Origin of the sequence: Aminobacterium sp. MB27-C1 (genome assembly GCF_030908405.1) — a bacterium.
Classification (GTDB): Bacteria; Synergistota; Synergistia; order Synergistales; family Aminobacteriaceae; genus Aminobacterium.
Genome location: NZ_CP133089.1, coordinates 2,168,638 through 2,189,914, shown reverse-complemented (window position 1 = coordinate 2,189,914; position 21,277 = coordinate 2,168,638). Strand labels below are relative to the sequence as shown.

The following is a 21,277-nucleotide window of genomic DNA, read 5'->3' as shown; positions in this document are numbered from 1 at the left end:
TTCCCAAGTGAGCTTGCTTCAAACCTACAATAATTTCCCGTGGCCCATAGATTTGCTTGTATAAGCATTTTTAGAGAAAAAACAAAATGAGGGGAGGGGAAATAATGAAAAAGCATGAGTTTTATATTGTAGATGTTTTTGCTGAAAAAAAGTATTCAGGGAATCAGCTTGCCGTTGTGCGTGACGCAAAAGATTTTTCCACAGAAGATATGCAGAGTATTACTCGAGAGATGAATTATTCAGAGACGACGTTTATTATGAACGATTCACCAGTTAATGGTGGATATGCTGTTCGTATCTTTACTCCGGGGGGAGAGGTGCCTTTTGCAGGGCACCCCACATTGGGAACGGCAGCTGTTATTGCTCGTGATATTGCACCGGGTAACCCCGATTCTATTGTTTTGAATCTCCAGGTTGGGCTTATTCCTGTAATGCGCGAGGATCAACTGTATATTATGAAACAGAATCAACCGGAGTTTGGTCCAGTTTACCCTGTTGAAGATTTGGCAAAAGTATTAGGTCTTAATGCGAAAGATTTTGATACGCAGACTCCTATTCAATGGGTATCTACAGGTTTGCCTACAGTAATTATTCCTATAAAACGTAGAGAAACTCTTCTTCGTATTCGTATAAATCGTGATGCATATGAAGATTTTATAGAGAGAGTGGGGAAAGTTGCTCTTTCTATCTATTGTAAACAACCTATTCATAGTCAAAATCATCTTCACGTTCGGGTTTTAACCTCTTGCTTTGGAGTGGAAGAAGATCCTGCAACTGGAAGTTCGGGGGGATGCCTAGCTGCCTATCTTGTTCGTCATAAAGTTTTAGGAACGCCTTCCATAGAAAATATACGTGTTGAACAGGGATACGCTATTAATAGACCTTCTCTTCTCTTCCTTTCAGCTAGAGATCATGATGGAGGAGTAGTTGATGTTCACGTTGGAGGAAGCGTTATTTTTGTTGCAAAGGGCGAATTAATATAAGATAGACACTTCAAAGGGGCTGCAAAAAAGCAGCCCCTTCTTTTTATCTTTTATTTTAGTAGCTTCCTGGTTTTTTCCCAACAAAGGAGTTGGAATTTTTCTGTGTTTTTCCACCCTTTACAGCAACAGCCATTTTCTTCTCTGTCCACCGGGCGAGCCGAACAAAGGGCAAGCCGAGTAAAAAGTATATAACAGCGACAATAATTCCCGTTCCGAAATAGTCATAATAAGTTGTAGCAAGCTGGCCGTAGGCTTTTGTGAGATCAACCATGGTAATAACCGAAACCAAGGAAGAATCTTTTAAAAGAGAAATAAAGTCGTTGGTTACTGGAGGCAGGGCAACCCTTACTGCCTGTGGTAAAACAACATGTTTTAATGCTTGCCAACGTGTCATCCCGAGGGCAAGTGCTCCTTCCATTTGTTGACGGGGAACAGAAAGTAACCCTGCCCGGTAGTTTTCAGCTTCATAGGCTGCATAGTTAAGACCAAGGCCGAGAACGCCTGCAACAAATGGACTTAACTTAATCCCAATATTAGGAAGTCCGTAGAAAATGAAAAAGAGCTGTATTAAAACAGGTGTTCCTCGAATGGCTTCTATATAGGCAATGGCAATACGAGAAAAGAACGTAGGGCCAAAAATCTTAGTCATGGCTAAGATCAGCCCAAGTAAAATAGCCAAAACCATAGCTGCAATAGAAACCTTAATAGTAACCAGCGCTGCTTTTCCTAGAATGGGGAGAAAACTCGTATATCTGTTTATACGCTTTTCCCATGTAATTTCCGGTTTTTGATGCTCTGCCCAGTAATTAAACATAGAGGCTTCAACATTTCGTGGCGAAAAATCTTGAAACATTTCAGCCATCATCGGACTCCAGAGATTCCAGCGGTCATAAATCTCTCTTAATTTTCCGCTATCTCGAAGGTAGACAATAGCTTCATTGATTTTAGAGAGTAGTTCCTTATCTTCTTTGCGAACGGCAATGCCGTAGTCCATGCGACCGACAGGAGATCCGACAAAGACAATCTCCGGATTAAAACCGGCATAGTATACGGCGATAGGATCGTCAAAAAGTGTGGCGTCCAATCGTCCGTTTTCGAGGTCATTAAAAGCATTGATCTCGTCTTCGTATGTTCGAATGTCTTGAATGCCAGCTTCAACGAGAGTGAAATAGGCATATGATTGTTTCAGTGTTCCTACAACTTTACCTTTGCAGTCTTCCAGAGTTTCTATGTTTTTTGTTCCCTTTCGAACAGCAAGCTGCAGGAACGTAGAGTAATACGGAATAGAAAAGTTTACGACTTCTTTATGTTCCGGTGTAATTTCAAGACCATCTATGGTTACATCATATAGATGCCTTTCTAGCCCGGGGATGAGATTATCCCAGCCGTTTTGAACAAATTCAGCTTTCATCCCCAGATAATCGGCAATGGCATCCATAATTTCTACTTCATATCCAATAAGGCGATCCATATTAAATGGATCGTAGAACATGTAAGGAACGCCGCCCTCAGTGTCTCCTCCCCAGCGTAATAAAGGCTTTTCAGAAGCCTTTAAAGGAGATGCCAATATCACAACTAAAAGAAAAAGAGAAAAGAAAACACGCGTAATATGCTTCATTTATGCTACATCCTCTGTAAGGTGTCGAAGAAAATCTTTCGTTCTTTTATTTTGAGGCGATTCGAATAAAATATCGCCATCAGCCAACTCGACAATCTCTCCACCATCCATAAAAACAATGTAATCAGAGGCATTTCGAGCGAAACGCATGTGATGAGTAACGATAATTTGAGTCATACCTTCAGCATCAAGATCTTTCATAACCTGAAGAACCTCTCCTACAAGTTCAGGATCAAGAGCTGATGTCGGTTCATCATATAGCATGACTTTGGGATTCATTGCAAGGGCACGGGCAATAGCTCCACGTTGTGTTTGCCCGCCAGATAAAGTGGCTGGATATTTGTGAATGTGTTCAGATAGACCTACTTTTTCAAGTAGTCTTAAGGCTGTTTCACGTGCTTCTTCTTCACTGGCTTTTTTGACAACCATAGGTGCCAGCATGACATTTTCAAGAACGGTTTTGTGAGGAAAAAGATTAAAACTTTGAAACACCATTCCCACTTCTTGTCTCATGAGATGGCATGCTTCTAGAAACTTCTTGTTCAGATTTTTTTCCTTACCTGTGCGGCTTACTGTAACGCCGGCTATGGTAATGGTTCCTGAGTCGATGTACTCGAGACAGTTGAGACACCGTAAGAACGTTGATTTTCCACATCCAGACGGTCCTATGATAGAGACCAGATCTCCCTCTTTAATATCTATGGAGATTCCATTTAAAACTTCTCCATCCTCAAAGCTCTTGCACAGATTTTCAACGTGAATCAAAGGTTCAGCCGCACGTGTCAACCTGTCTCAACCCCCTTACTATTTTTTTGTGTGATTTCACTCTCCCCGATTTGGTTTTGAGTCTTAGTATTTTGATTACAAGCAGGCATAGTATGACAGAAAAAATTGGAGATGCAAGATATAAAAAAGGAGGAAAAGAGAAAAATAAAGATTCTCATTACGTTATAATTTTTAAAAAGATATAAAGGAGGTTTATCGTCTCCATGTCTGAAAAAAAATTTATATGCACAGCTTGTGGAACATCTTTCCCCATTCGAAAAAATATTTCCAGATGCCCTAAGTGTCATGAACCTCTTGAAGTTGAAGAGTTTTTTTCAACAGAAATTTGTGCTGAAGAAACGTCGGATATTTTTAAGCGGTACAAGAATTTTTTCCCATTCAAATCTTGCAGTGATACTTTTTCTTTAGGAGAAGGAATGACACCTCTTCTTTCATCACCATCTTTATCCAAAAAATTAGGAGTGCATAACGTCTTTTTAAAGAACGAAACAGTTAACCCAACATGGTCTTTTAAAGACCGCGGAACTGCATCGGCACTAAGACATGCTGTGGAATTAGGATTCCATCGTATTGGAACAGTATCTACGGGAAATATGGCTGCCTCAGTAGCTGCATTTGGTGCAAGAGCGAATCTCGAAACAACCATTTTAGTGAAAGAAGATCTTCCTATTGAGAAACTCAACCCTATAGCTATATATAATGCACGAGTCGTTAAGGTTTATGGTGATTATAGCCTACTTTACGAAGAGAGCCTTCGCTTGGGAGAAAAATACGGCATTTATTTTATGAATTCAGATGTCCCTTTCAGAGTGGAAGGATCTAAAACTATAGCCTTTGAGATCTGTGAACAAACAAAATTTAATGTACCCGATGTGGTTATTGTCCCTACAAGCGCGGGAGGAAATATACGGGGTATCGAAAAGGGTTTTAGAGAATTTTACAAGTCAGGTCTTATTCCCCACATGCCTCTTATTGTTGCGGCGCAGGCGGAAGGATGCGCCCCTATTGTTGAAGCGTATAAAAAAAACGCTAACAGCATAGAGAGGTTTCCCAGTCCCCATACAATTGCCCACGCTATTGAAAATCCTTTTCCACCCAGTGGAAATCAGGTTTTGCGAGTTTTATCCAGACAAAAAGGTGTCGCTGTGGCAGTTCCTGAGAAGGAGATTCTTCAAGCCCAGCGGGAATTGGCTGGAACGGGACTCTTCGTACAGCCCGCTTCTGCTGTCTCTTTAGCGGCAATACCTATTTTGATAGAACGTGGAATTGTTACATCCAACCAACAGGTGGCTTGTATTTTGACGGGGAGTGGATTGAAATATACGGCTGCTTTTGAGGCTCATAAGCTTACATCTGAGGATGTAAACATAGATTCTTTGGAAGACTGTGTTCGCGTATAGGGAGTGATAGCATATGCTTCAATGTCAATGGTGCCAAAAACGTTATAGTGAGGAAGAAAAACCTTGGAAATGTTCATGTGGTGGGCCTCTCCTTTTAGAGGTGGATCAGACATCCTTCCCTTCTCCGGAACTTCTTGCTTCTCGTTCCCATTCTTTATGGCGTTATGAAGAGGCTCTTCCCCTCAATAAGAACACAAGCCCTGTTACTTTTGGAGAAGGGATGACTCCTCTTGTCCTTTCAGAGTGGGAGGGCTTTCCCATCTTTTTTAAGCTGGATTATGTTTGCCCTTCAGGCTCATATAAAGACAGGGGAATAGCCTATGAAATGACCAAACTTAAGGAGCTTGGCATATCTTCCATTATAGAAGACTCTTCAGGGAATGCTGGAGCGGCTATGGCAGCTTATGCGGCCAGGGCAGGTATTCACTGCCAGATTTTTGTCCCTGGCTATACGTCAGCAGGGAAGTGCGTACAAATCGAAAGTTATGGTGCAGAACTTGTTCGTGTTCCAGGAAGCCGAGAAGATACGACAAAGGCAGCAGAGCAGGCGGCAAATGATATCTATTATGCCAGCCATAATTGGAGCCCCTATTTTGTTCACGGAGTAAAAACGTATGCCTTTGAAGTGTGGGAACAACTTGGCTATGAGATTCCCGACAAGATTATTGTTCCGGCAGGGCAAGGGAGCTTGGTTATAGGGTGCTATCTGGCTTTTCAGCATCTTTATGAAGCGGGAAGAATTGAGAGGCTACCCCAGATTATTGCCGTTCAGGCAAAAAAATGTGCGCCTCTTTATGAAGCGTTTATTCAGGGTAAAAACGAGCCTGTCTCTATATATAAGGAAGAAACTATTGCTGAAGGCATAAGTTCGTCACAACCTGTTCGTGGCCGAGAAGTTCTTGATGCCATAAAAAAAACAGAGGGGATTATTATGGCTGTAGACGATAATGAAATAGAGAAAGCTTTTTATGCTTTGGCTCGTGCGGGTTTTTATGTAGAACCCACAAGTGCTGTTGTTGGGGCAGCTTTGTGGAGATTACAACAACAAGAAAAACTTTCACGGGGAGAAAAAACGGTGGCTTTCCTCTCCGGTTCTGGGCTAAAGGCCACAGATAAAATTCTTCATCTGAGAGAAGAATAAGAAGAAAAATTCAAAAATATATAGGAAATAGAAATTTCTATTTCCATTAAGCCCTCTTTCTTGGTATAATCCGCCCTAAAATTCTTAAACGACAGGAGGGCTCTACTATGAACAAATGTGTCTTTGCAGAGCGAATGAAAAATTTCCAGGCATCGGATATTGCTGCCATTCTTAAAGTGACGGCTGATCCTGAAATTATTTCTTTTGCTGGTGGCCTTCCGGCTCCTGAACTATTTCCGATAGAAGAGTTGAAAGAGGTTGTTGCCCAGGTTCTCGAGAAGGATGGAACAAAAGCCTTGCAGTACTCGACAACAGAAGGATACGCCCCTCTGCGGGAAAAGATTGCGAGCCGGATGAACCGGAAATATCAGACTCGTTTGGAGAGTGGCAATATTATGATTACCACCGGGTCACAACAATCTCTTGATCTTTTAGGTAAAATGCTTATTGATGATGGAGATGTTGTGTTGTGTGAGAGTCCCACATATCTCGGTGCTCTCAGTGCTTTTAACGGATATAATCCACGTTATGTCGAAGTCGAAACAGATGATTATGGCATGGTTCCTGAAGCCCTTGAAGAAGCTTTGACGAGAGAAAAAAGAGCGAAGGCAATCTATGTTATTCCTGATTTTCAGAATCCAACAGGCAAAACATGGACCGTTGAGGGAAGAAAGGCTTTCATGGATGTTATAAGCCGTTATGATATTGTTGTTATTGAAGATAACCCTTATGGAGAACTTCGATTCAAGGGAGAGGTCCCTCCATCTCTCAAGTCTTTTGATAAAGAGGGCAAAGTTGTTTTGCTTGGAACATTTTCAAAGATTTTTTGCCCCGGGATGAGAATTGCATGGCTTTGCGCTGATGGGGATATCTATGAAAAATTTGCGTATCTTAAACAGGCAGCAGATCTTCATTCCCCAACATTGAGCCAGTATGAAATTAACGCCTATATAGATATGTATGATCTTGATGCTCATGTAGCTCGTCTTATTGATGTGTATAAAAAACGATGTAACGTTATGATAGAAACAATGAAGGTGGAATTCCCTTCTTCCGTTTCATTTACAATTCCCGAAGGGGGACTTTTCACTTGGGCCATTTTGCCAGAGACGCTTAGTGCCAGAGATTTACTTATGACATGTCTCGAGAAAAAAGTTGCCTTTGTGCCAGGCGGTGCTTTCTTCCCTAACGGGGGACACGAAAATACGTTACGCCTGAATTATTCCAATATGCCACCCGAGAGAATTATACGAGGTATTCAACTTCTCGGAGAGGCGATAAAAGAACATCTTCGATAAATTTCAAAAGCCTGGTTCCTTATGGAGCTGGGCTTTTTTTATGGAAGGAGGATTTTGTAATGGATCGTTATGATCAAGATTCCGCAGAGTGGCGTGAAGATCTGATTCGATTCTTTCTTAAACCTTCTTTTTTCATGACGTTGATTCTTCTTGTTCTTGTTTTTTTCCCGATCGTTGGAGTAAATGTTCCCAAATCGTTGTTCCAATTTGTAATGAGCGCTTTCAGAATAGCTTTCGTTGCAACATGCGGCTGGTTTTTAATCCGTGGTGTTTATCTTTTGGAGAAAGTATTCACGAAGCATTTTAACCTTGATTCTTCTGATAATCTAAGAGCCCGTAAAATTCAGACGCAATTTCTTGTCTTTAAACGTCTCTTAATCATCCTTGTTTTTATTGTTGCTTTTTGTTTTGTCCTGATGGGTTTTGAAAACTTTAGACGAATTGGATCAGCTCTTCTTGCATCTGTTGGAATAGCAGGAGTGATTATCGGTTTAGCTGCCCAAAAAACGGTGGGAACTCTTTTTGCGGGAATACATCTTGCCATATCACAACCTATTCGCATGGATGACGTCTTAATTGTTGAGGGGGAATGGGGACGCGTTGAAGAAATTACATTTACATATGTTGTGCTTAAAATATGGGATTCGCGACGTCTTATTCTTCCCACAACGTATTTTCTCGAAAAGCCATTTCAGAATTGGACACGCACATCAGCCGATCTTCTTGCCTACGTGTATATCTATGCAGATTACACTTTAAGCATTGACCAGATGCGAAAAGTTTTAACTGACATTCTTGAACAGTCCGAATGGTGGGATCATCGTGTAAACGTTTTACAAGTTGTCGATTGCACAGAAAAGACAATGCAGCTTCGTGCACTGATGAGCGCTTCAAATTCTTCAGATGCGTGGGAGTTGCGATGTGAAGTTCGGGAGCAGCTTCTTGTGTGGATGCAAAACAATGTTCCGGAGGCATTGCCTCGCTTTAGAATAGAATCTTTTCTTGAAAAAGAAGAGGGAGCCGCTCTTTAAACAGAGAAGCTCCCTTGTATTTGTTCTCTATTGTTTATATATGCCTATTCCTGCAAAAGTTTTTTTACGGCTTCCCTAATAACACTTACCTCCATCTGATATTCGGCTGCTAATTCCTTGAGCGGTTTATCTGGGGAAGCATCAAGAGGCCAGCCTACTTCTTTTAAAATGCTTTCAGCTTCAAGATCATACATTTTTGCCACATCACCCAATGTCATAGATCCCTTTATTTCTTCTGGATTTAGGGGAGGAGCAGCTGACTCTACAGCAGGTTGTTTCATTTGTTTTTCGAAATATGCTTCAAGAGATGCACGAAGTTCTTCATCGTTCACTCCTTCAATGTTTTTCAATGAAACATCTCGGGGAATCTCTGCCGGGAGTTCCGCTATTTCTATGACCTTTTCTTCAGAGAGTTTTACTGTCTCTGCTACTTGTTTGAGTGTCATCCAGCCGTAGATACCTCCGGCGGGATTGATTTGTGCTTCAACTGTGGAGGGTGCGTATGTCATCCACATTCCAGAAATGCGGGCACCTCCATAAATAGCAAAAAATAGAAGTAATCCTGTTATTCCTATTGCGAAAGAGGAGAGCTTTTTCTTTCCGATTCCAAAATAGAGAGTCTGCTCTACAGGGCATTTGTCGGTACATTGTCCACACGAAATGCATTCTGCGCTCTTTTCAACGTCCTTAGATTCTGGATCAAGATTCACAGGACATGTCTTATGACACAAATGGCAATGAATACACGTAGAGTCGTTTCTTCGAACTTTGACGAAACTTAATTTTTGTCCGATAGCGAGAAGTGCTCCTAATGGACAAAGATAACGACACCAAAACCGTTCAATCCAGAAACTGGCAATAATAACTGTGCCAAAGAGAATGATAAATGCCCACGGTTTTTCTACCATTTCCCCCCAACCGGCACTTAAATGCATCCAGGCAACCCATGGATCGTAATCTCGCCAAGCAAGAGTACCAAGACGCCATGTAAAGAAGATAATAACGAAAAGAACAATATATTTTAAATACCGTGCAGGTTTATCGATAGAAGGAGGAAGTTCCCGTTGAGTAATACCCAGTTTTCTCGCACCTTTGGCAGAAAGTTCTCCTAACGTTCCCAAAGGACATATCCAACTACAAAAGATGCGACCTACGAGAATTGTTATGGCTACAATACCAATAAACAAAATAAGAGAGCTTGGTGCTAATCGTCGAAGCCACGTTCCTGTTTTTAAATAGGCGTAAAGGCCCTCTATGCCGCCAAAGGGACATAATGCATCAACTGGTGGCACGCCTTCTGGGCCGCCTCCAAGAAGTTGGTGTCGATATCCTACCCACGTAAGAAAGGCAAGAAAGCTTATCTGAACAATCAGACGGACCTTCTGAGATTTCATGGGCATTCCTCCTCTTTTAAACGATATTTTAATCGTATTATCTTCCAAAAGAGAATTTTTGACTATCGGTAAAAAGGCTTACTGTGGGGGGGTATAAAAGAAATAGTTATGGGGCGCAGGAACAAGCTATAACGAAGATACTACCCATAAATTCCAACGCCCAAAAGGGTTTGGTACTAGTTATTTGTTTCTTCGTCGTTCCGCTTTTTCTTGATGATTAGAACTGCTGCGATCATACCCACGCCAACAAGGAGCCACACTATAGTTAATGCGTTCATATAGTTCACCTCCACTATTCTTTTTGGGGTTGTTTTGTAAGAGAGCACTCCTGACACGCCTGTGTGGCGCAATCGACAAAAAACAAAATCTAAAGAATAAATAAATAATTCTTATCAATTTGAAAATAACACAAATAACTTCAAACTTCAAATATTAATTTCTTTAAATTTAATAAGACCTTTCTTTGCATCCAGGGATGAGAACTTCAGGATATAATGTTGCCAAAGGAGGGAGGATAATGGAAAAAGAAAAGATATTTTGGAGAATGCTCAATGTCATTGAAGATGATATTGTTCCTCAGACTCGTTTGGCAGTCAGCCATGGTCATAAAATTTTTGGTGCGGCCATTTTACTTCGCTCAGATCTTTCTCTCGTAGTAGCAGGAACAAACCACGAAGGATGGAATCCATTATGGCACGGTGAAGTCTACACAATAAAAAAATTTTTTGAACTTCCCTCTCATCCAGATCCTGAAGATTGTCTCTTTCTTTCCACTCACGAGCCATGTTCAATGTGCCTGTCTTCTATCGCCTGGTCTGGTTTCCCAGAAATATATTTTCTTTTCGAGTATGAAGAGACACGAGATGCCTTCCATATCCCTTATGATATTCAAATTCTTAATGAAGTTTTTAATTGTCCCCATCCCAGTCGAAGTAACAGCTTTTTTAAAAGTTTTGCCTTGAAAGAAATAGCATCAGCTATGGGTGAATCTGAGTTGGCAATGGCGAGACTTGAAAAATTAGATCGCATATATAAGGAATTGTCTGATATTTATCAGGCTGGGGAGAAAAAGATGGTTCTGAAATAAAGGAGGATGTTTTATGGCACTTACAGATATTATAGGCCCTGTAATGATAGGGCCTTCTTCGAGCCATACTGCAGGCGCGGCTCGTTTAAGCCGGTTGGCTTTGGCTTGCTGGGGAGACGATCCTTTAGAGAGTGTTGAAATTTTTTTAAGGGGCAGTTTTGCATACACAAGTTACGGTCATGGTACAGATAGGGCTCTTGTTGCGGGACTCCTCGACATGGCTCCTGATGATATTCGTTTGCGGGATGCTTTGTCTATTGCAAAAGAAAGAGGATTTAACTATCGTTTCGATACTGAAAATATAGATGGAGCCCATCCAAACTCAGCTCGATTTGTCTTTACAGGTAAAGACGGTCGAACTCTAGAGATTATAGGTGCGTCTATTGGAGGAGGGGCCGTAGAATTACAACAGATAGATGGCTTTCAGGTTAGTGTTTCTGGAGAGCTTCCCTCTCTCATAACGTTTCATCGTGATACTCAGGGGGTTGTAGCTGCTGTTACAAAACTTTTTGCCGATATGAAAATTAATATTGCAACATTAAGTCTCCATAGAAAATCAAAAGGTGGCAAAGCTTCTCTTGTTATCGAATTGGATTTACCGACATCTCCCGATGAGAGTGTCAGAGAAGCCGTAGAAAAGGCTCATCCATCAATGGAACGAGTCCTAGCTCTCTATAACCAGGGAGGTAACATAGAATGAGGTCTATTTCTGAACTTGTTGCCCAGAGCTTGAATCAAAAGAGCTCTTTTGTTGAAGTTGTTTTGTCGCAGGAGGAACAAGAGACAGGCCTTCCAGTCGATCGCATTCGTGAAAGGATGAAAAGCCGTCTTGTTGATATGGAAAAATCTGTTCACGATGCCCTTGAACATGAATGGAATGGCAAAATAGTTCGATCTGATCGAGGAAAATTAGCTTCGTATGCTCAGAAAGAAAAGAATCTTTCAGGCCAATATATATTGCGAGCGAGTGAGATTGCATTGGCGGTAGCAACATATAATGCAGCTATGGGGCGTATTGTTGCAGCTCCTACTGCCGGAAGCTGTGGTATTTTGCCAGGGCTTCTTTTTGCCCATAAAGATATCTTTGCCACGCAGGATAAGACACTTCTTGACGGATTGATTGTTGCCGGATCTATCGGGTCTGTTATAGCATCTAGAGCAACGTTGGCTGGAGCAGAAGGTGGATGTCAGGCTGAATGTGGAGCCGCAGCGGCTATGGGAGCTGCCGCTTTGGTTGCTATGCATGGAGGTATTTCTGAAGCTATAGAACAAAGCGTTGCTCTCACTTTTAAATCAGTGCTTGGACTTGTCTGCGATCCTGTGGGAGGCTTAGTAGAATCTCCATGTATTAAGAGAAATGGACTTCTTGTTTCGGTGGCGGCTCTTGCGGCAGATATGGCTCTAGCAGGGATAAAATCTATTATTCCTGCTGACGAAGTTATTGATGCCATGGCTCAGGTGGGACGTGCTCTGCCAGAATCTTTACGAGAGACTGCTCATGGCGGCTTAGCTATTACTCCTACTGCACGTCGTCTTGTGGCAGAAATCCTTCATGAAAGGTGGTAGCCCTTATGCAATTTTTTGCTACTACGCTTGCTCCTATAATTGTAATTTTATGTGGTGTAGCCCTGCTTTTTATCTCTTTTCGGCGATTTCGTATGGGGCAGACTGGCCGTGCTATGCTTGATATTGTTTGGGCGGTTGCTCTTTTCATATTGGCTTACAGTCAATATTTTATGGATTAAGTATTTAGATTACACAACATTTTTGGGAGGATATTTCAATGAAAATGACTTCTTTGCTTACGCCGACATTAAAAAAAGCACCAGCTGGTTGGCAAGATCCAGGTGTTATTCGTCTCATTAGAAGTGGGTATGCCCTGGATTTTCAAAATGAAGAGTGGAACTTGCTGCCTCTTGGCTCCATATTGCGAGAAAATGTTGCTTGGACCTTTCTGCATGCGTTAATGGAAGAAAATTTTCAACAACTTGACTCTCTCCTTTACAAGAAAGATGGCTTATATGCCCTTGCCCAACGTGCAGTACAAAGTTATCGAGATTTGCCTCTGAACTTTATGGAGCTTCGGCAAGGTTTGCTTCTTCTAGGAGGAATAGAGACTGCTTCTGGCAAAGAGGCGCAACAGGAGATAGTTCATACTATAGATAACATATTACAAAATTTAAATCTTCCAAGCATCGTTATGAGCGATGAAACGTTGGGTACTGACGGAAGTTACGTTGCTTTGAAGGCTTCAGATCAGTATATTGCAGTCGAAAATGGAGTTGCCTGCTCATCGTGTGGCTGGACGGGTACTGAAAATGCACGAATAGAACAAAGCAAACCTTATCGAACAGAGAAAGAGATGGTTCGGCAAGAAATTCATACCCCAAATGCAAGTTCTATAGAAGAACTATGCGAATTTTTGCATATTCCTGCTGAACAAACAGTAAAGACCATGTTTTATATGGCTGAAGTTGATGATGGCTGGAGACCTGTAGCAGTGCTTATTCGAGGAGATCTGCATATAAGTGAAGAAAAGCTGGCTCTCTTTTTAAAGGTCAAGAAGGTTCGAATAGCAGAAGAGAACGAACTCATGTCGGTAATGGGGCAGAAACCAGGTTATCTTGGCCCTGTAGGACTTCCTGAAAGAGTTTGTCTAGTCGCTGATATAAGTATAGAAGGATGTAGCGGTGTTGTTACGGGAGCTAATAAACCCAACTATCACCTCACAGGAGTTACGTGGGGAAGAGATTTTAAAACAAAGCATATTGGTGATGTTGCTCTTCTTCGTGAAGGAATGAATTGTCCACGTTGTGGGCTTGAGCTTCAACCTTTTTTATGGAACAAAGTAGCAGCAGTATGGAGCGAAAAGAGTGACATTGAGGGGATCCCTTACCAGGATCAACAGGGACAAACCGAGAAATGCACATTATGGAAAGGCTGGATCGATCTTAACAGTATCCTAACAGCTCTGGCACGAGAGAAAACATATCCCTTTGGTTTGGCGCCATTCGATGTAGATATTATTGTTCCGTCGGTGAAAGATGAAGTGGCAATGAACCTGGCTACCAATCTTTATCTGGAGATGGCACAAAATGGGATTGTTGTCCTTTTTGATGATAGGAATGAACGAGCGGGGGCAAAATTCGCTGATTTTGAACTTTTCGGAATTCCTGTCAAAGTCGTTGTAGGACGCAAAGCGGCAGAAGGAATAGTGGAAGTTCACTATGGTGAAGATGCAAAGGAAATGCAAGCTGAAGATGTAGTATGTTTTCTTTCGTCTTTGTTGAATGACGACGATGAGAGCCTGTGATACACTGGCAACGTTTCAGTGCATCGTATGGTTTGGAGGGATATGTATGAAAAAAAATATGAGAGTTTTATGTGTAATGGCTGTCATAGTGATGATGGCTTGGGGAAGCATGGCGGGAGCTCAAGAAGCGAAAAATGAAAAGAACAACGTATTGGCTCGGGTAGGCGATGTAGAGATAAAAGAACAGAATGTTGACGATATAATCAACTCTCTTGATCCTCAGCAGCGCATGTACTACGAGAATGAGCAAGGACGTAAGGCTATATTAGACGAGTTGATCAATCTCGAAGTTTTTGCTCGTTGGGCCAAGGATAATAACCTTGAAAAAGATCCTGTATTTATGGAGCGCCTTGAGAATATAAAAAGGGAGTTACTGCGTCAGACTGCCGTGGAGAAGATGCTGAGTAAAGCTGCCGTAACGGAAAAAGAAGCAAAAGATTATTACGCTGTGCATCTGACAGAATTTAATATCCCTGCACAGATGAGAGCAAGCCATATTTTAGTGGCAAGCGAAGAGGAAGCAAAAAAGATTCGAGAAGAGATAGAGACAAAGAAGCTTTCTTTTGAAGAGGCCGTTGAAAAGTATTCAACTTGCCCTTCAAAACAACAAAAGGGAGATTTAGGTTATTTCCAAGGTGATCAAGTTGTTCCTGAATTCAGTAAAGCTACAGAAGCCCTTAAAAAGGGCGAAATAAGTGCTCCTGTACAGAGCCAGTTTGGGTGGCACATTATCAGGCTTGAAGATAAAAAGCCTGCTTCGTTAAAGTCTTTTGAAGACGTGAAAGGTCAGATAGAGGCTAACATTCTTAAAGATAAACGTTCTAAAATATATCTTGAAGAAACAGAGCGTCTTCGCAAAGAATATAAGGTAGAAATTATAGAGAAAAAGTAATTTTTCTTACGAACGGAGTTTGGCAGACAGCATAAGGCGGACAGAGAGCTGTCCGCCTTCCCTTTACATAAAATTAGGAGAATGATGCGTCATGGATTTGCTCGGACTTGCACTTATCTTTAGCGCTCGTATTCTTGATGTCAGTCTTGGAACGGTGAGGATCCTTTTTCTTGTGAGAGGAAGACGGCGGCTTGCGGCAACAATCGGTTTTCTTGAAGTAATGATCTACATGTCTGTTCTCGGTTATATTCTTGGTGGAGGTGGCTCCCTGACCTTCCCTCAACTTATCGCCTACGCAGGAGGGTATGGAGCAGGTAACTTTATGGGCTCTCTTTTGGAAGAAAAATTACTTAATGCTTTCGTTACTCTTGAAATCATTTTAGAACGAAACCAAGAAACCCGATTAGTTATTGAGCAAATTCGCAAAGCCGGTTTCGGTGCAACTGTTCTCGTTGGACAAGGTCGCGCGGGACTTCGCTATGTTGTTAAAGTCATTTGTCATCGTTCTGATATTCCTCAGATTTCAGAAATTATAGGTGCAAAAGGTTTTGTGTGTATATCTGATCTCAAAGGGTGTTGGGGCGGCCATTTTAAAATGAAGGGAAAGTAAAGGAGGCAATAAGAGTGAAGAAAACAGGCCGGTACAATCAAGCGAATAAAGAAGCTCTTATTTCACTTGCTCTTTACGGTGTCTTTTTTGCTTGGTGGTATGGAACAGCCTACGGTTTAGGAAGTGGCGACCCGTCGTCGTATACGTATGTTTTTGGCATGCCATCATGGTTCTTTTATAGTTGCATTGTTGGATATATTGGAATTTCTTTTCTTGTTTGGGGAGTGGTTAGATTATTCTTTAAAGATATTTCGCTTGAAGAATCACCAGACAAGGAAGGTCGTGAAGAACTATGACGCAACGATTCTATATGATTTTACCTCTCGTCCTTTATCTTGCCGGTGTTATGGCTATAGCGCTCTGGAGTCGAAAGATAGGTAAAAAAACTCACGATACAAAAAGTTTTGTTGAAGAGTATTTTCTTGGAAGCCGCTCCATGGGCGGTTTTGTTTTAGCCATGGCGATTATAACTACCTATACCAGCGCTAGTAGCTTTGTAGGTGGCCCGGGGGTTGCCTATAAAATGGGATTGGGCTGGATTCTTCTCGCTATGATTCAGGTCCCTACTGCTTTTTTAACGTTAGGCGTTTTGGGGAAAAAATTTGCTATTATTGCTCGCCGCATTAATGCAGTAACAGTTACAGAGTTTTTAAGGGCACGATATCGCAACGATGCCGTTGTTATTCTTTCTTCGATTGCATTGCTTGTCTTTTTCATGGCTTCTATGCTCGCCCAGTTTATTGGGGGTGCGAGACTTTTTCAGAGCATTACAGGATATCCTTACCTTGTAGGTCTGATTATCTTTGGTGTGACGGTTATTATATATACGACAGTTGGTGGTTTTAGAGCTGTTGTCCTTACCGATACAATTCAGGGTTCTATGATGGTTGTTGCATCAATTGCCTTACTTTGGAGCGTTGTCCATGCAGGCGGAGGAATGACCTCAGTAATACAGAAACTTCATGAAATTGATCCTGCCCTGATAACTCCATTTGGGCCCAATAATTTTATATCAAAACCCTTTATTCTTTCCTTTTGGGTTCTCGTGGGATTTGCCATACTAGGGCTTCCGCAAACAACAGTAAAATGTATGGGATATAAAGATGCCCGATCAATGCACAATGCCATGATTGTTGGAACATTTATTGTAGGGTTTCTTATGCTCTGTATGCATATGGTGGGGGCGTTAGGACGAGCTGTCGTTCCTAATATCGAAGTGGGAGACCTTGCAGTTCCAACCTTAACGATCCATCTTCTTTCTCCTTTCTGGGCCGGAATATTTATAGCAGGACCACTTGCAGCTATTATGTCTACAGTGGACTCTATGCTTATTCTTGCATCGGCAGCCATTATTAAAGATCTCTATTTAAACTATATTTCTAAAGAACCTGAAAAAGTTAATCCAGCGGCAATAGGACGTATGAGCTTTGTTGTGACAGGTATATTGGGTGTGATGGTCTTTTTAGCAGCGCTTAGACCTCCTTCTTTATTGGTCTGGATAAACCTTTTTGCTTTTGGTGGTCTTGAAGCGGTTTTCCTTTGGCCAACGATTTTGGGCCTTTATTGGAAACGTGCAAATGCTACGGGTGCTATTTTATCTATTGTTGCAGGATGCGGGTCTTTCATCTATTTCACTATTACAAAAGTAAAATGGATGGGAGCTCATCAGATTGTTCCTACAATTGCTATAGGGCTTATAGCGTTTATTATTGGTGCTTATATAGGTAAAAAGCCAGACGACAAGACGATAGAACTCTTTTGGGGATAAAAGGTATCGGATATTTTTTCGAGAATAAACAAGGGGGTGTCCGCATCGTTGGACACCCCCTTGTTTGTTGTAATCTCGCATGTAACATAAAAAGTGAAAAATATAATTATTGGAACTACCAAAAATGTATTTCTTCTCTAGTTTGACATACAATTCTGCATGTTTATAATTAAGTTGCGTTTCCACAATGATGAATATTATTCCGTATTATGGAATCTTTCTGAGGTGGCTGTTTTCTCCCTTACAAAGAAGGAGGCAGATTATCGTGACAGGTTCCAAAAAAAGTTCCGGGTACGTGCAGTCTATAGAAAGAGCAATGTCGATTATTGAAATACTTGATGAACGTGGCGAGTTAGGTATTTCCGAAATGAGTAACTTGCTCAGTTTAGAACGGAGTACTGTTCATCGAATTGTTTCTACCCTCAAAGGCTTGGGGTACGTTAATCAAAACCAGGCGAATCATAAATATTCCAATAGCTTTAAACTTTTTGAAATCGGAAATAACGTGGTGAAATCTCTTGGTCTGAGAAAACAGGCAATGCCTTTTATGCGAGAGCTTTCAGAGAAAACGAACGAAGCGGTAAATCTAGCTGTCATGGATGGAAAATACGTAATTTATATCGATAAAATCGAAAGTCAATCAACAATAAAAGTAGACCTTTCTATAGGAAAACGAATGCCATCTTATTGTACTGGCCTTGGCAAGATCATGTTGGCTTATATGCCTGAGCATCAAGTTAGAGCCTTGCTTCAAGATGAACCATTTATACGTTTTACTGAAAATACCGTAACCAATTTTGATGAATTACTCGAGCACCTTGTGACTATACGCCAACAAGGATATTGCATCGATAACGAAGAGTACGTTGAAGGCCTTTTTTGTGTAGCAGCTCCAGTATGGGGTCATTCTGGGGAAGTGTTCGCGGCTCTGAGTGTTGCAGTGCCGAAATTCCTTTATGCAGATACAGAACGTCTTATTGCCATTCGGGATTTGGTTATAGATGTGGCCAAACGTTTTTCGACCACCCTTGGGTACAAATCCTGAATCGACAAAGAAAAAGTATAAAAACTTTATATATCTCTAGAGGGGGAATCTCGCAATGGCAAAGGTAACGATTCAAAAGCTCAAAGAAATGAAGCAAAAAGGCGAAAAAATATCGATGGTTACAGCGTATGATTATGCTCAGGCTGTTTTAGTTGAGAAGTCAGGTATCGAGATCATTCTTGTTGGTGATTCTCTTTCTATGACAATGCTTGGCAATGATGGGACAGTGCCTCTTACCACAGACGAAATGGTTGCTCACATCAAACCCGTTGTAAAGGGTGCTCCCACACCTATGATTGTTGGCGATATGGTTTTCGGCTCATATAACGAAAGCATTTCTCAAGCCATTCGCAGTGCAAATCGTCTCATGAAAGAAGGCGGTTGCGATGTGATCAAGCTTGAGGGCGGGCGCCCAGAAGTCGTTTCTGCCATTGTTGAAGCAGGAATTCCCGTTCAGGGACATATTGGCCTTACGCCTCAAACGGCGTCTATGCTCGGTGGCTTTAAGGTGCAGGGGAAAAGTTTGGAAGCAGCTCAGAAAATTGTTGACGAAGCAAAAGCCCTAGAAGATGCCGGAGCATTTTCCATCGTTGTAGAGTGTGTTCCTGAAGAATTAGGACGTGCAATTACAGAAGCTGTATCAATTCCCATTATTGGTATAGGAGCAGGACGTTATACAGACGGTCAGGTTTTGGTTTTCCACGATATGTTGGGGCTCTTCGATAAATTCCTTCCCAAGTTTGTTAAACAGTATGCTCAAATCGGAGACGAAATTGTAAAGGCTCTTGGTGAATACAAAGAAGAAGTCCGTTCAGGCTCTTTCCCGGAAGATAAACACACCTTTGGAGGTTTGAGCAGAGACGATTTGAAAGATCTGCGCAAGTAAGACCGAGGTGAAAAATATGAAAATAGCTGTTCTTGGCTCAGGAGCTATGGGATGCCTTTATGGCGGAATGCTTGCTGAAGCAGGCTTTAACGTAACGCTTATTGATGTTTGGAAAGATCATGTAGATGCCATTAATACCCACGGCCTCTTTATTGAGGGCATTGGAGGAGAGCGTACGATTCGTTCTATTCGAGCTGTTACGTCTCCTGAAGAGGCGGGGGAGTGCGACCTCCTTATTGTTTTTGTTAAGGCCACGCTTACATCTCAGGCGATGGAAAGTGCGAAAGGTATTATTGGGGCGCATACAAGCGTTTTAACCCTTCAAAACGGCCTTGGTAATGTAGAGAAAATAAGTGCTGTTGTTGGCGAAGAAAAAGTTATTGCAGGTGTAACAGGACATGGTTCCACATTGCTTGGACCAGGAAAAATACGCCATGCAGGTCAAGGAGACACAGTAATCGGAGAGCTCTCTGGTTTTATCGATGAGCGCCTTGAAAAGATAGGAGATTTACTCAAAAAGGGTGGTTTTAACGTTAAATTATCGCCCAATGTAATGGGACTCATTTGGGGCAAGTTGATTGTCAATATTGGCATTAATGCTTTAACAGCTGTTACAGGGTTAAAAAATGGTCGTTTAGTAGATTTTTCTGAAACAGACGAACTCCTTGCCTGTGCTGTACAAGAGGCAGTTGCTGTGGCAAATGCAAAGGGAATTACCCTTGAAATAGACGATCCAGTAGAACATACGAGAAAAGTTGCCAAACTTACCGCAGCAAATAGGTCTTCCATGCTTCAGGATGTTTCGAACAAACGTAAAACAGAAATTGGGGTTATAAATGGGGCCGTTGTTCAGGAAGGTAGACGTCTGGGAATCGCGACGCCTATTAATAAAGTTCTTTATAACCTTGTTTCAGTAAAAGAAAAAACTTATGAAGAAGTCTAAAGGGGGACATGTGATGAGAGGGACGAAAAAAAGCACCATAATTTTTGTAGGGCTTTTGTTTTGTGCTTTTATGCTGGGGACTGTAACACAACCTGCTTGGGCAGCTAAGTACTCCTTTAAGCTGGGGCACTCTGTGAGTGATCAGCATCCTTATAACCTTGGAGCTGTACGGTTTAAAGAGATTGTCGAGAAAGAAACAAATGGAGATGTAGAGGTCAATCTTTTCCCCAATAATCAGCTTGGGACAGGAGAGAGAGACCTTATTGAGGGGCTTCAGTTAGGAACTGTCGATTTGGTCGTCTCTTCAACAGGGCCTATGAGTGGATTCGAGAAAAAGTTTATGATTTTTGACTTCCCATTTCTCTTTAAAGACAAGGCTCAGGCTTATTCAACTCTCGATGGAGAAATCGGACAGTATATTATGGGCCTTCTCGAAAAACAAGGCATTAAAGGTTTAGCATGGTATGAAAACGGGTTCCGCCATCTGACAAATTCTAAGCATCCCGTAAATACTCCAGAAGAGGCCAAAGGACTCAAGCTCAGAACCATGGAAAATAAAGTACAGATGGCTATTTGGAGAGCCCTCGGAGCAGATCCTACGCCTATGGCATGGGGAGAAGTCTTTACTGCTCTCCAGCAGGGAACAGTTGATGGGCAGGAAAACCCAATTCCTATTATTTACACTCAAAAAATATACGAGGTTCAGAAATATGTTTCTCTTACCGGACATGTTTTTTCTCCCTCGATGTTGATAATGAGTAAGTTTAGATTTGATAAGCTTCCTAAAGAATATCAGGAAATTTTCATGAAAGCTGCTCAAGAATCGGCTCTTTATGAGCGCGAGCAGATTACGAGAATGGAAAATGAACAGGTAGAAAAACTGAAAGAACTTGGAATGGAAATAAATACACCAGATAAAGAAGCCTTCCGTAAGGCCACGAAATCCGTCTATGACGAATTCCGTGGGGAACTTGGCGAAGACGCAAAGCTTCTTGATCAGATTCTTGCAGGAAATTAGAGCCGTTCGTATGTCATAGGGAGAGGGAGAGCTTTTCCTTCTCCCTCCCTTTTTGTAGGTGTTC

At 41.7% G+C, this 21,277-nt stretch carries 21 protein-coding genes; 18 read left to right on the top strand and 3 right to left on the bottom strand.

Annotated features, from left to right (window positions below; all coding sequences use genetic code 11):
* Positions 1–104: 104 nt before the first annotated feature.
* The gene (locus RBH88_RS10535; RefSeq protein WP_213692186.1) at positions 105–983 is read left to right on the top strand and encodes a PhzF family phenazine biosynthesis protein; all 879 of its coding nucleotides are present in this window, start codon (positions 105–107) and stop codon (positions 981–983) included.
* A gap of 55 nt (positions 984–1,038) precedes the next feature.
* Here the strand turns inward: RBH88_RS10535 and RBH88_RS10530 are convergent, their stop codons facing one another.
* Entirely contained in the window at positions 1,039–2,601 is a 1,563-nt protein-coding gene (locus RBH88_RS10530) for an ABC transporter substrate-binding protein/permease (RefSeq protein ID WP_213701662.1), read from the bottom strand.
* Complete coding sequence (locus RBH88_RS10525) at positions 2,602–3,387, bottom strand: amino acid ABC transporter ATP-binding protein (RefSeq protein WP_307879616.1); 786 nt, start codon at positions 3,385–3,387, stop codon at positions 2,602–2,604.
* A gap of 203 nt (positions 3,388–3,590) precedes the next feature.
* Between RBH88_RS10525 and thrC the strand changes: the two genes are divergently transcribed.
* The 4 genes from thrC to RBH88_RS10505 all read left to right on the top strand — a co-directional run bounded on the left by thrC (position 3,591) and on the right by RBH88_RS10505 (position 8,257).
* The gene (gene thrC, locus RBH88_RS10520) at positions 3,591–4,787 is read left to right on the top strand and encodes a threonine synthase (RefSeq protein WP_213691677.1); all 1,197 of its coding nucleotides are present in this window, start codon (positions 3,591–3,593) and stop codon (positions 4,785–4,787) included.
* A gap of 13 nt (positions 4,788–4,800) precedes the next feature.
* Positions 4,801–5,928 (top strand): threonine synthase, encoded by a 1,128-nt coding sequence (locus tag RBH88_RS10515; protein WP_213691678.1) that lies wholly within the window; start codon positions 4,801–4,803, stop codon positions 5,926–5,928.
* A gap of 107 nt (positions 5,929–6,035) precedes the next feature.
* Positions 6,036–7,226: a PLP-dependent aminotransferase family protein gene (locus tag RBH88_RS10510; protein WP_307879615.1), complete on the top strand. Its 1,191-nt coding sequence runs from the start codon at positions 6,036–6,038 to the stop codon at positions 7,224–7,226.
* 59 nt (positions 7,227–7,285) lie between these two features.
* Positions 7,286–8,257 (top strand): mechanosensitive ion channel family protein, encoded by a 972-nt coding sequence (locus RBH88_RS10505; RefSeq protein ID WP_213691680.1) that lies wholly within the window; start codon positions 7,286–7,288, stop codon positions 8,255–8,257.
* Positions 8,258–8,301: 44 nt separating this feature from the next.
* On the opposite strand, the gene RBH88_RS10500 is transcribed toward RBH88_RS10505, so the two are convergent.
* Entirely contained in the window at positions 8,302–9,651 is a 1,350-nt protein-coding gene (locus tag RBH88_RS10500; protein WP_213691681.1) for a 4Fe-4S binding protein, read from the bottom strand.
* 517 nt (positions 9,652–10,168) lie between these two features.
* Between RBH88_RS10500 and RBH88_RS10495 the strand changes: the two genes are divergently transcribed.
* The 13 genes from RBH88_RS10495 to RBH88_RS10435 all read left to right on the top strand — a co-directional run bounded on the left by RBH88_RS10495 (position 10,169) and on the right by RBH88_RS10435 (position 21,213).
* The gene (locus tag RBH88_RS10495; RefSeq protein ID WP_213691682.1) at positions 10,169–10,738 is read left to right on the top strand and encodes a nucleoside deaminase; all 570 of its coding nucleotides are present in this window, start codon (positions 10,169–10,171) and stop codon (positions 10,736–10,738) included.
* Between the two features lie 13 nt (positions 10,739–10,751).
* Complete coding sequence (gene sdaAB, locus RBH88_RS10490; protein ID WP_213691683.1) at positions 10,752–11,438, top strand: L-serine ammonia-lyase, iron-sulfur-dependent subunit beta; 687 nt, start codon at positions 10,752–10,754, stop codon at positions 11,436–11,438.
* Entirely contained in the window at positions 11,435–12,304 is an 870-nt protein-coding gene (sdaAA, locus tag RBH88_RS10485; protein WP_213691684.1) for an L-serine ammonia-lyase, iron-sulfur-dependent, subunit alpha, read from the top strand. The genes sdaAB and sdaAA overlap by 4 nt, the downstream gene beginning before the upstream one ends.
* Positions 12,305–12,309: 5 nt before the next feature.
* On the top strand, positions 12,310–12,483 hold the full coding sequence (locus tag RBH88_RS10480; protein ID WP_213695601.1) for a hypothetical protein: 174 nt from the start codon (positions 12,310–12,312) through the stop codon (positions 12,481–12,483).
* Between the two features lie 38 nt (positions 12,484–12,521).
* Entirely contained in the window at positions 12,522–14,051 is a 1,530-nt protein-coding gene (locus RBH88_RS10475) for a YbaK/EbsC family protein (RefSeq protein WP_213695602.1), read from the top strand.
* A gap of 46 nt (positions 14,052–14,097) precedes the next feature.
* Positions 14,098–14,943 (top strand): peptidylprolyl isomerase, encoded by an 846-nt coding sequence (locus tag RBH88_RS10470; protein ID WP_213695603.1) that lies wholly within the window; start codon positions 14,098–14,100, stop codon positions 14,941–14,943.
* Between the two features lie 91 nt (positions 14,944–15,034).
* Complete coding sequence (locus RBH88_RS10465) at positions 15,035–15,553, top strand: DUF2179 domain-containing protein (protein WP_213691445.1); 519 nt, start codon at positions 15,035–15,037, stop codon at positions 15,551–15,553.
* A gap of 14 nt (positions 15,554–15,567) precedes the next feature.
* Positions 15,568–15,849: a YhdT family protein gene (locus RBH88_RS10460; RefSeq protein WP_213691444.1), complete on the top strand. Its 282-nt coding sequence runs from the start codon at positions 15,568–15,570 to the stop codon at positions 15,847–15,849.
* Positions 15,846–17,321, top strand: a complete 1,476-nt coding sequence (gene panF / locus RBH88_RS10455) for a sodium/pantothenate symporter (protein ID WP_213691443.1) — start codon at positions 15,846–15,848, stop codon at positions 17,319–17,321. The genes RBH88_RS10460 and panF overlap by 4 nt, the downstream gene beginning before the upstream one ends.
* Before the next feature lie 265 nt (positions 17,322–17,586).
* On the top strand, positions 17,587–18,366 hold the full coding sequence (locus RBH88_RS10450; protein ID WP_213691442.1) for an IclR family transcriptional regulator: 780 nt from the start codon (positions 17,587–17,589) through the stop codon (positions 18,364–18,366).
* A gap of 55 nt (positions 18,367–18,421) precedes the next feature.
* On the top strand, positions 18,422–19,252 hold the full coding sequence (gene panB / locus RBH88_RS10445; RefSeq protein WP_213691441.1) for a 3-methyl-2-oxobutanoate hydroxymethyltransferase: 831 nt from the start codon (positions 18,422–18,424) through the stop codon (positions 19,250–19,252).
* A 16-nt stretch (positions 19,253–19,268) separates the two neighbouring features.
* Positions 19,269–20,195, top strand: a complete 927-nt coding sequence (locus tag RBH88_RS10440) for a ketopantoate reductase family protein (protein WP_213691440.1) — start codon at positions 19,269–19,271, stop codon at positions 20,193–20,195.
* 13 nt (positions 20,196–20,208) lie between these two features.
* Complete coding sequence (locus tag RBH88_RS10435; RefSeq protein ID WP_213691439.1) at positions 20,209–21,213, top strand: TRAP transporter substrate-binding protein; 1,005 nt, start codon at positions 20,209–20,211, stop codon at positions 21,211–21,213.
* The last annotated feature ends 64 nt before the right edge of the window (positions 21,214–21,277 follow it).

Bases quoted from the DNA above. Each gene is read 5' to 3' on its own strand.
- RBH88_RS10495 (WP_213691682.1), top strand. From the start codon at position 10,169: ATGGAAAAAGAAAAGATATTTTGGAGAATGCTCAATGTCATTGAAGAT.
- RBH88_RS10500 (WP_213691681.1), bottom strand. From the start codon at position 9,651: ATGAAATCTCAGAAGGTCCGTCTGATTGTTCAGATAAGCTTTCTTGCC.
- sdaAB (WP_213691683.1), top strand. From the start codon at position 10,752: ATGGCACTTACAGATATTATAGGCCCTGTAATGATAGGGCCTTCTTCG.
- sdaAA (WP_213691684.1), top strand. From the start codon at position 11,435: ATGAGGTCTATTTCTGAACTTGTTGCCCAGAGCTTGAATCAAAAGAGC.
- panF (WP_213691443.1), top strand. From the start codon at position 15,846: ATGACGCAACGATTCTATATGATTTTACCTCTCGTCCTTTATCTTGCC.
- RBH88_RS10470 (WP_213695603.1), top strand. From the start codon at position 14,098: ATGAAAAAAAATATGAGAGTTTTATGTGTAATGGCTGTCATAGTGATG.
- RBH88_RS10480 (WP_213695601.1), top strand. From the start codon at position 12,310: ATGCAATTTTTTGCTACTACGCTTGCTCCTATAATTGTAATTTTATGT.
- RBH88_RS10475 (WP_213695602.1), top strand. From the start codon at position 12,522: ATGAAAATGACTTCTTTGCTTACGCCGACATTAAAAAAAGCACCAGCT.
- RBH88_RS10515 (WP_213691678.1), top strand. From the start codon at position 4,801: ATGCTTCAATGTCAATGGTGCCAAAAACGTTATAGTGAGGAAGAAAAA.
- RBH88_RS10465 (WP_213691445.1), top strand. From the start codon at position 15,035: ATGGATTTGCTCGGACTTGCACTTATCTTTAGCGCTCGTATTCTTGAT.
- RBH88_RS10510 (WP_307879615.1), top strand. From the start codon at position 6,036: ATGAACAAATGTGTCTTTGCAGAGCGAATGAAAAATTTCCAGGCATCG.
- RBH88_RS10530 (WP_213701662.1), bottom strand. From the start codon at position 2,601: ATGAAGCATATTACGCGTGTTTTCTTTTCTCTTTTTCTTTTAGTTGTG.
- RBH88_RS10505 (WP_213691680.1), top strand. From the start codon at position 7,286: ATGGATCGTTATGATCAAGATTCCGCAGAGTGGCGTGAAGATCTGATT.
- panB (WP_213691441.1), top strand. From the start codon at position 18,422: ATGGCAAAGGTAACGATTCAAAAGCTCAAAGAAATGAAGCAAAAAGGC.
- RBH88_RS10535 (WP_213692186.1), top strand. From the start codon at position 105: ATGAAAAAGCATGAGTTTTATATTGTAGATGTTTTTGCTGAAAAAAAG.
- RBH88_RS10435 (WP_213691439.1), top strand. From the start codon at position 20,209: ATGAGAGGGACGAAAAAAAGCACCATAATTTTTGTAGGGCTTTTGTTT.
- thrC (WP_213691677.1), top strand. From the start codon at position 3,591: ATGTCTGAAAAAAAATTTATATGCACAGCTTGTGGAACATCTTTCCCC.
- RBH88_RS10440 (WP_213691440.1), top strand. From the start codon at position 19,269: ATGAAAATAGCTGTTCTTGGCTCAGGAGCTATGGGATGCCTTTATGGC.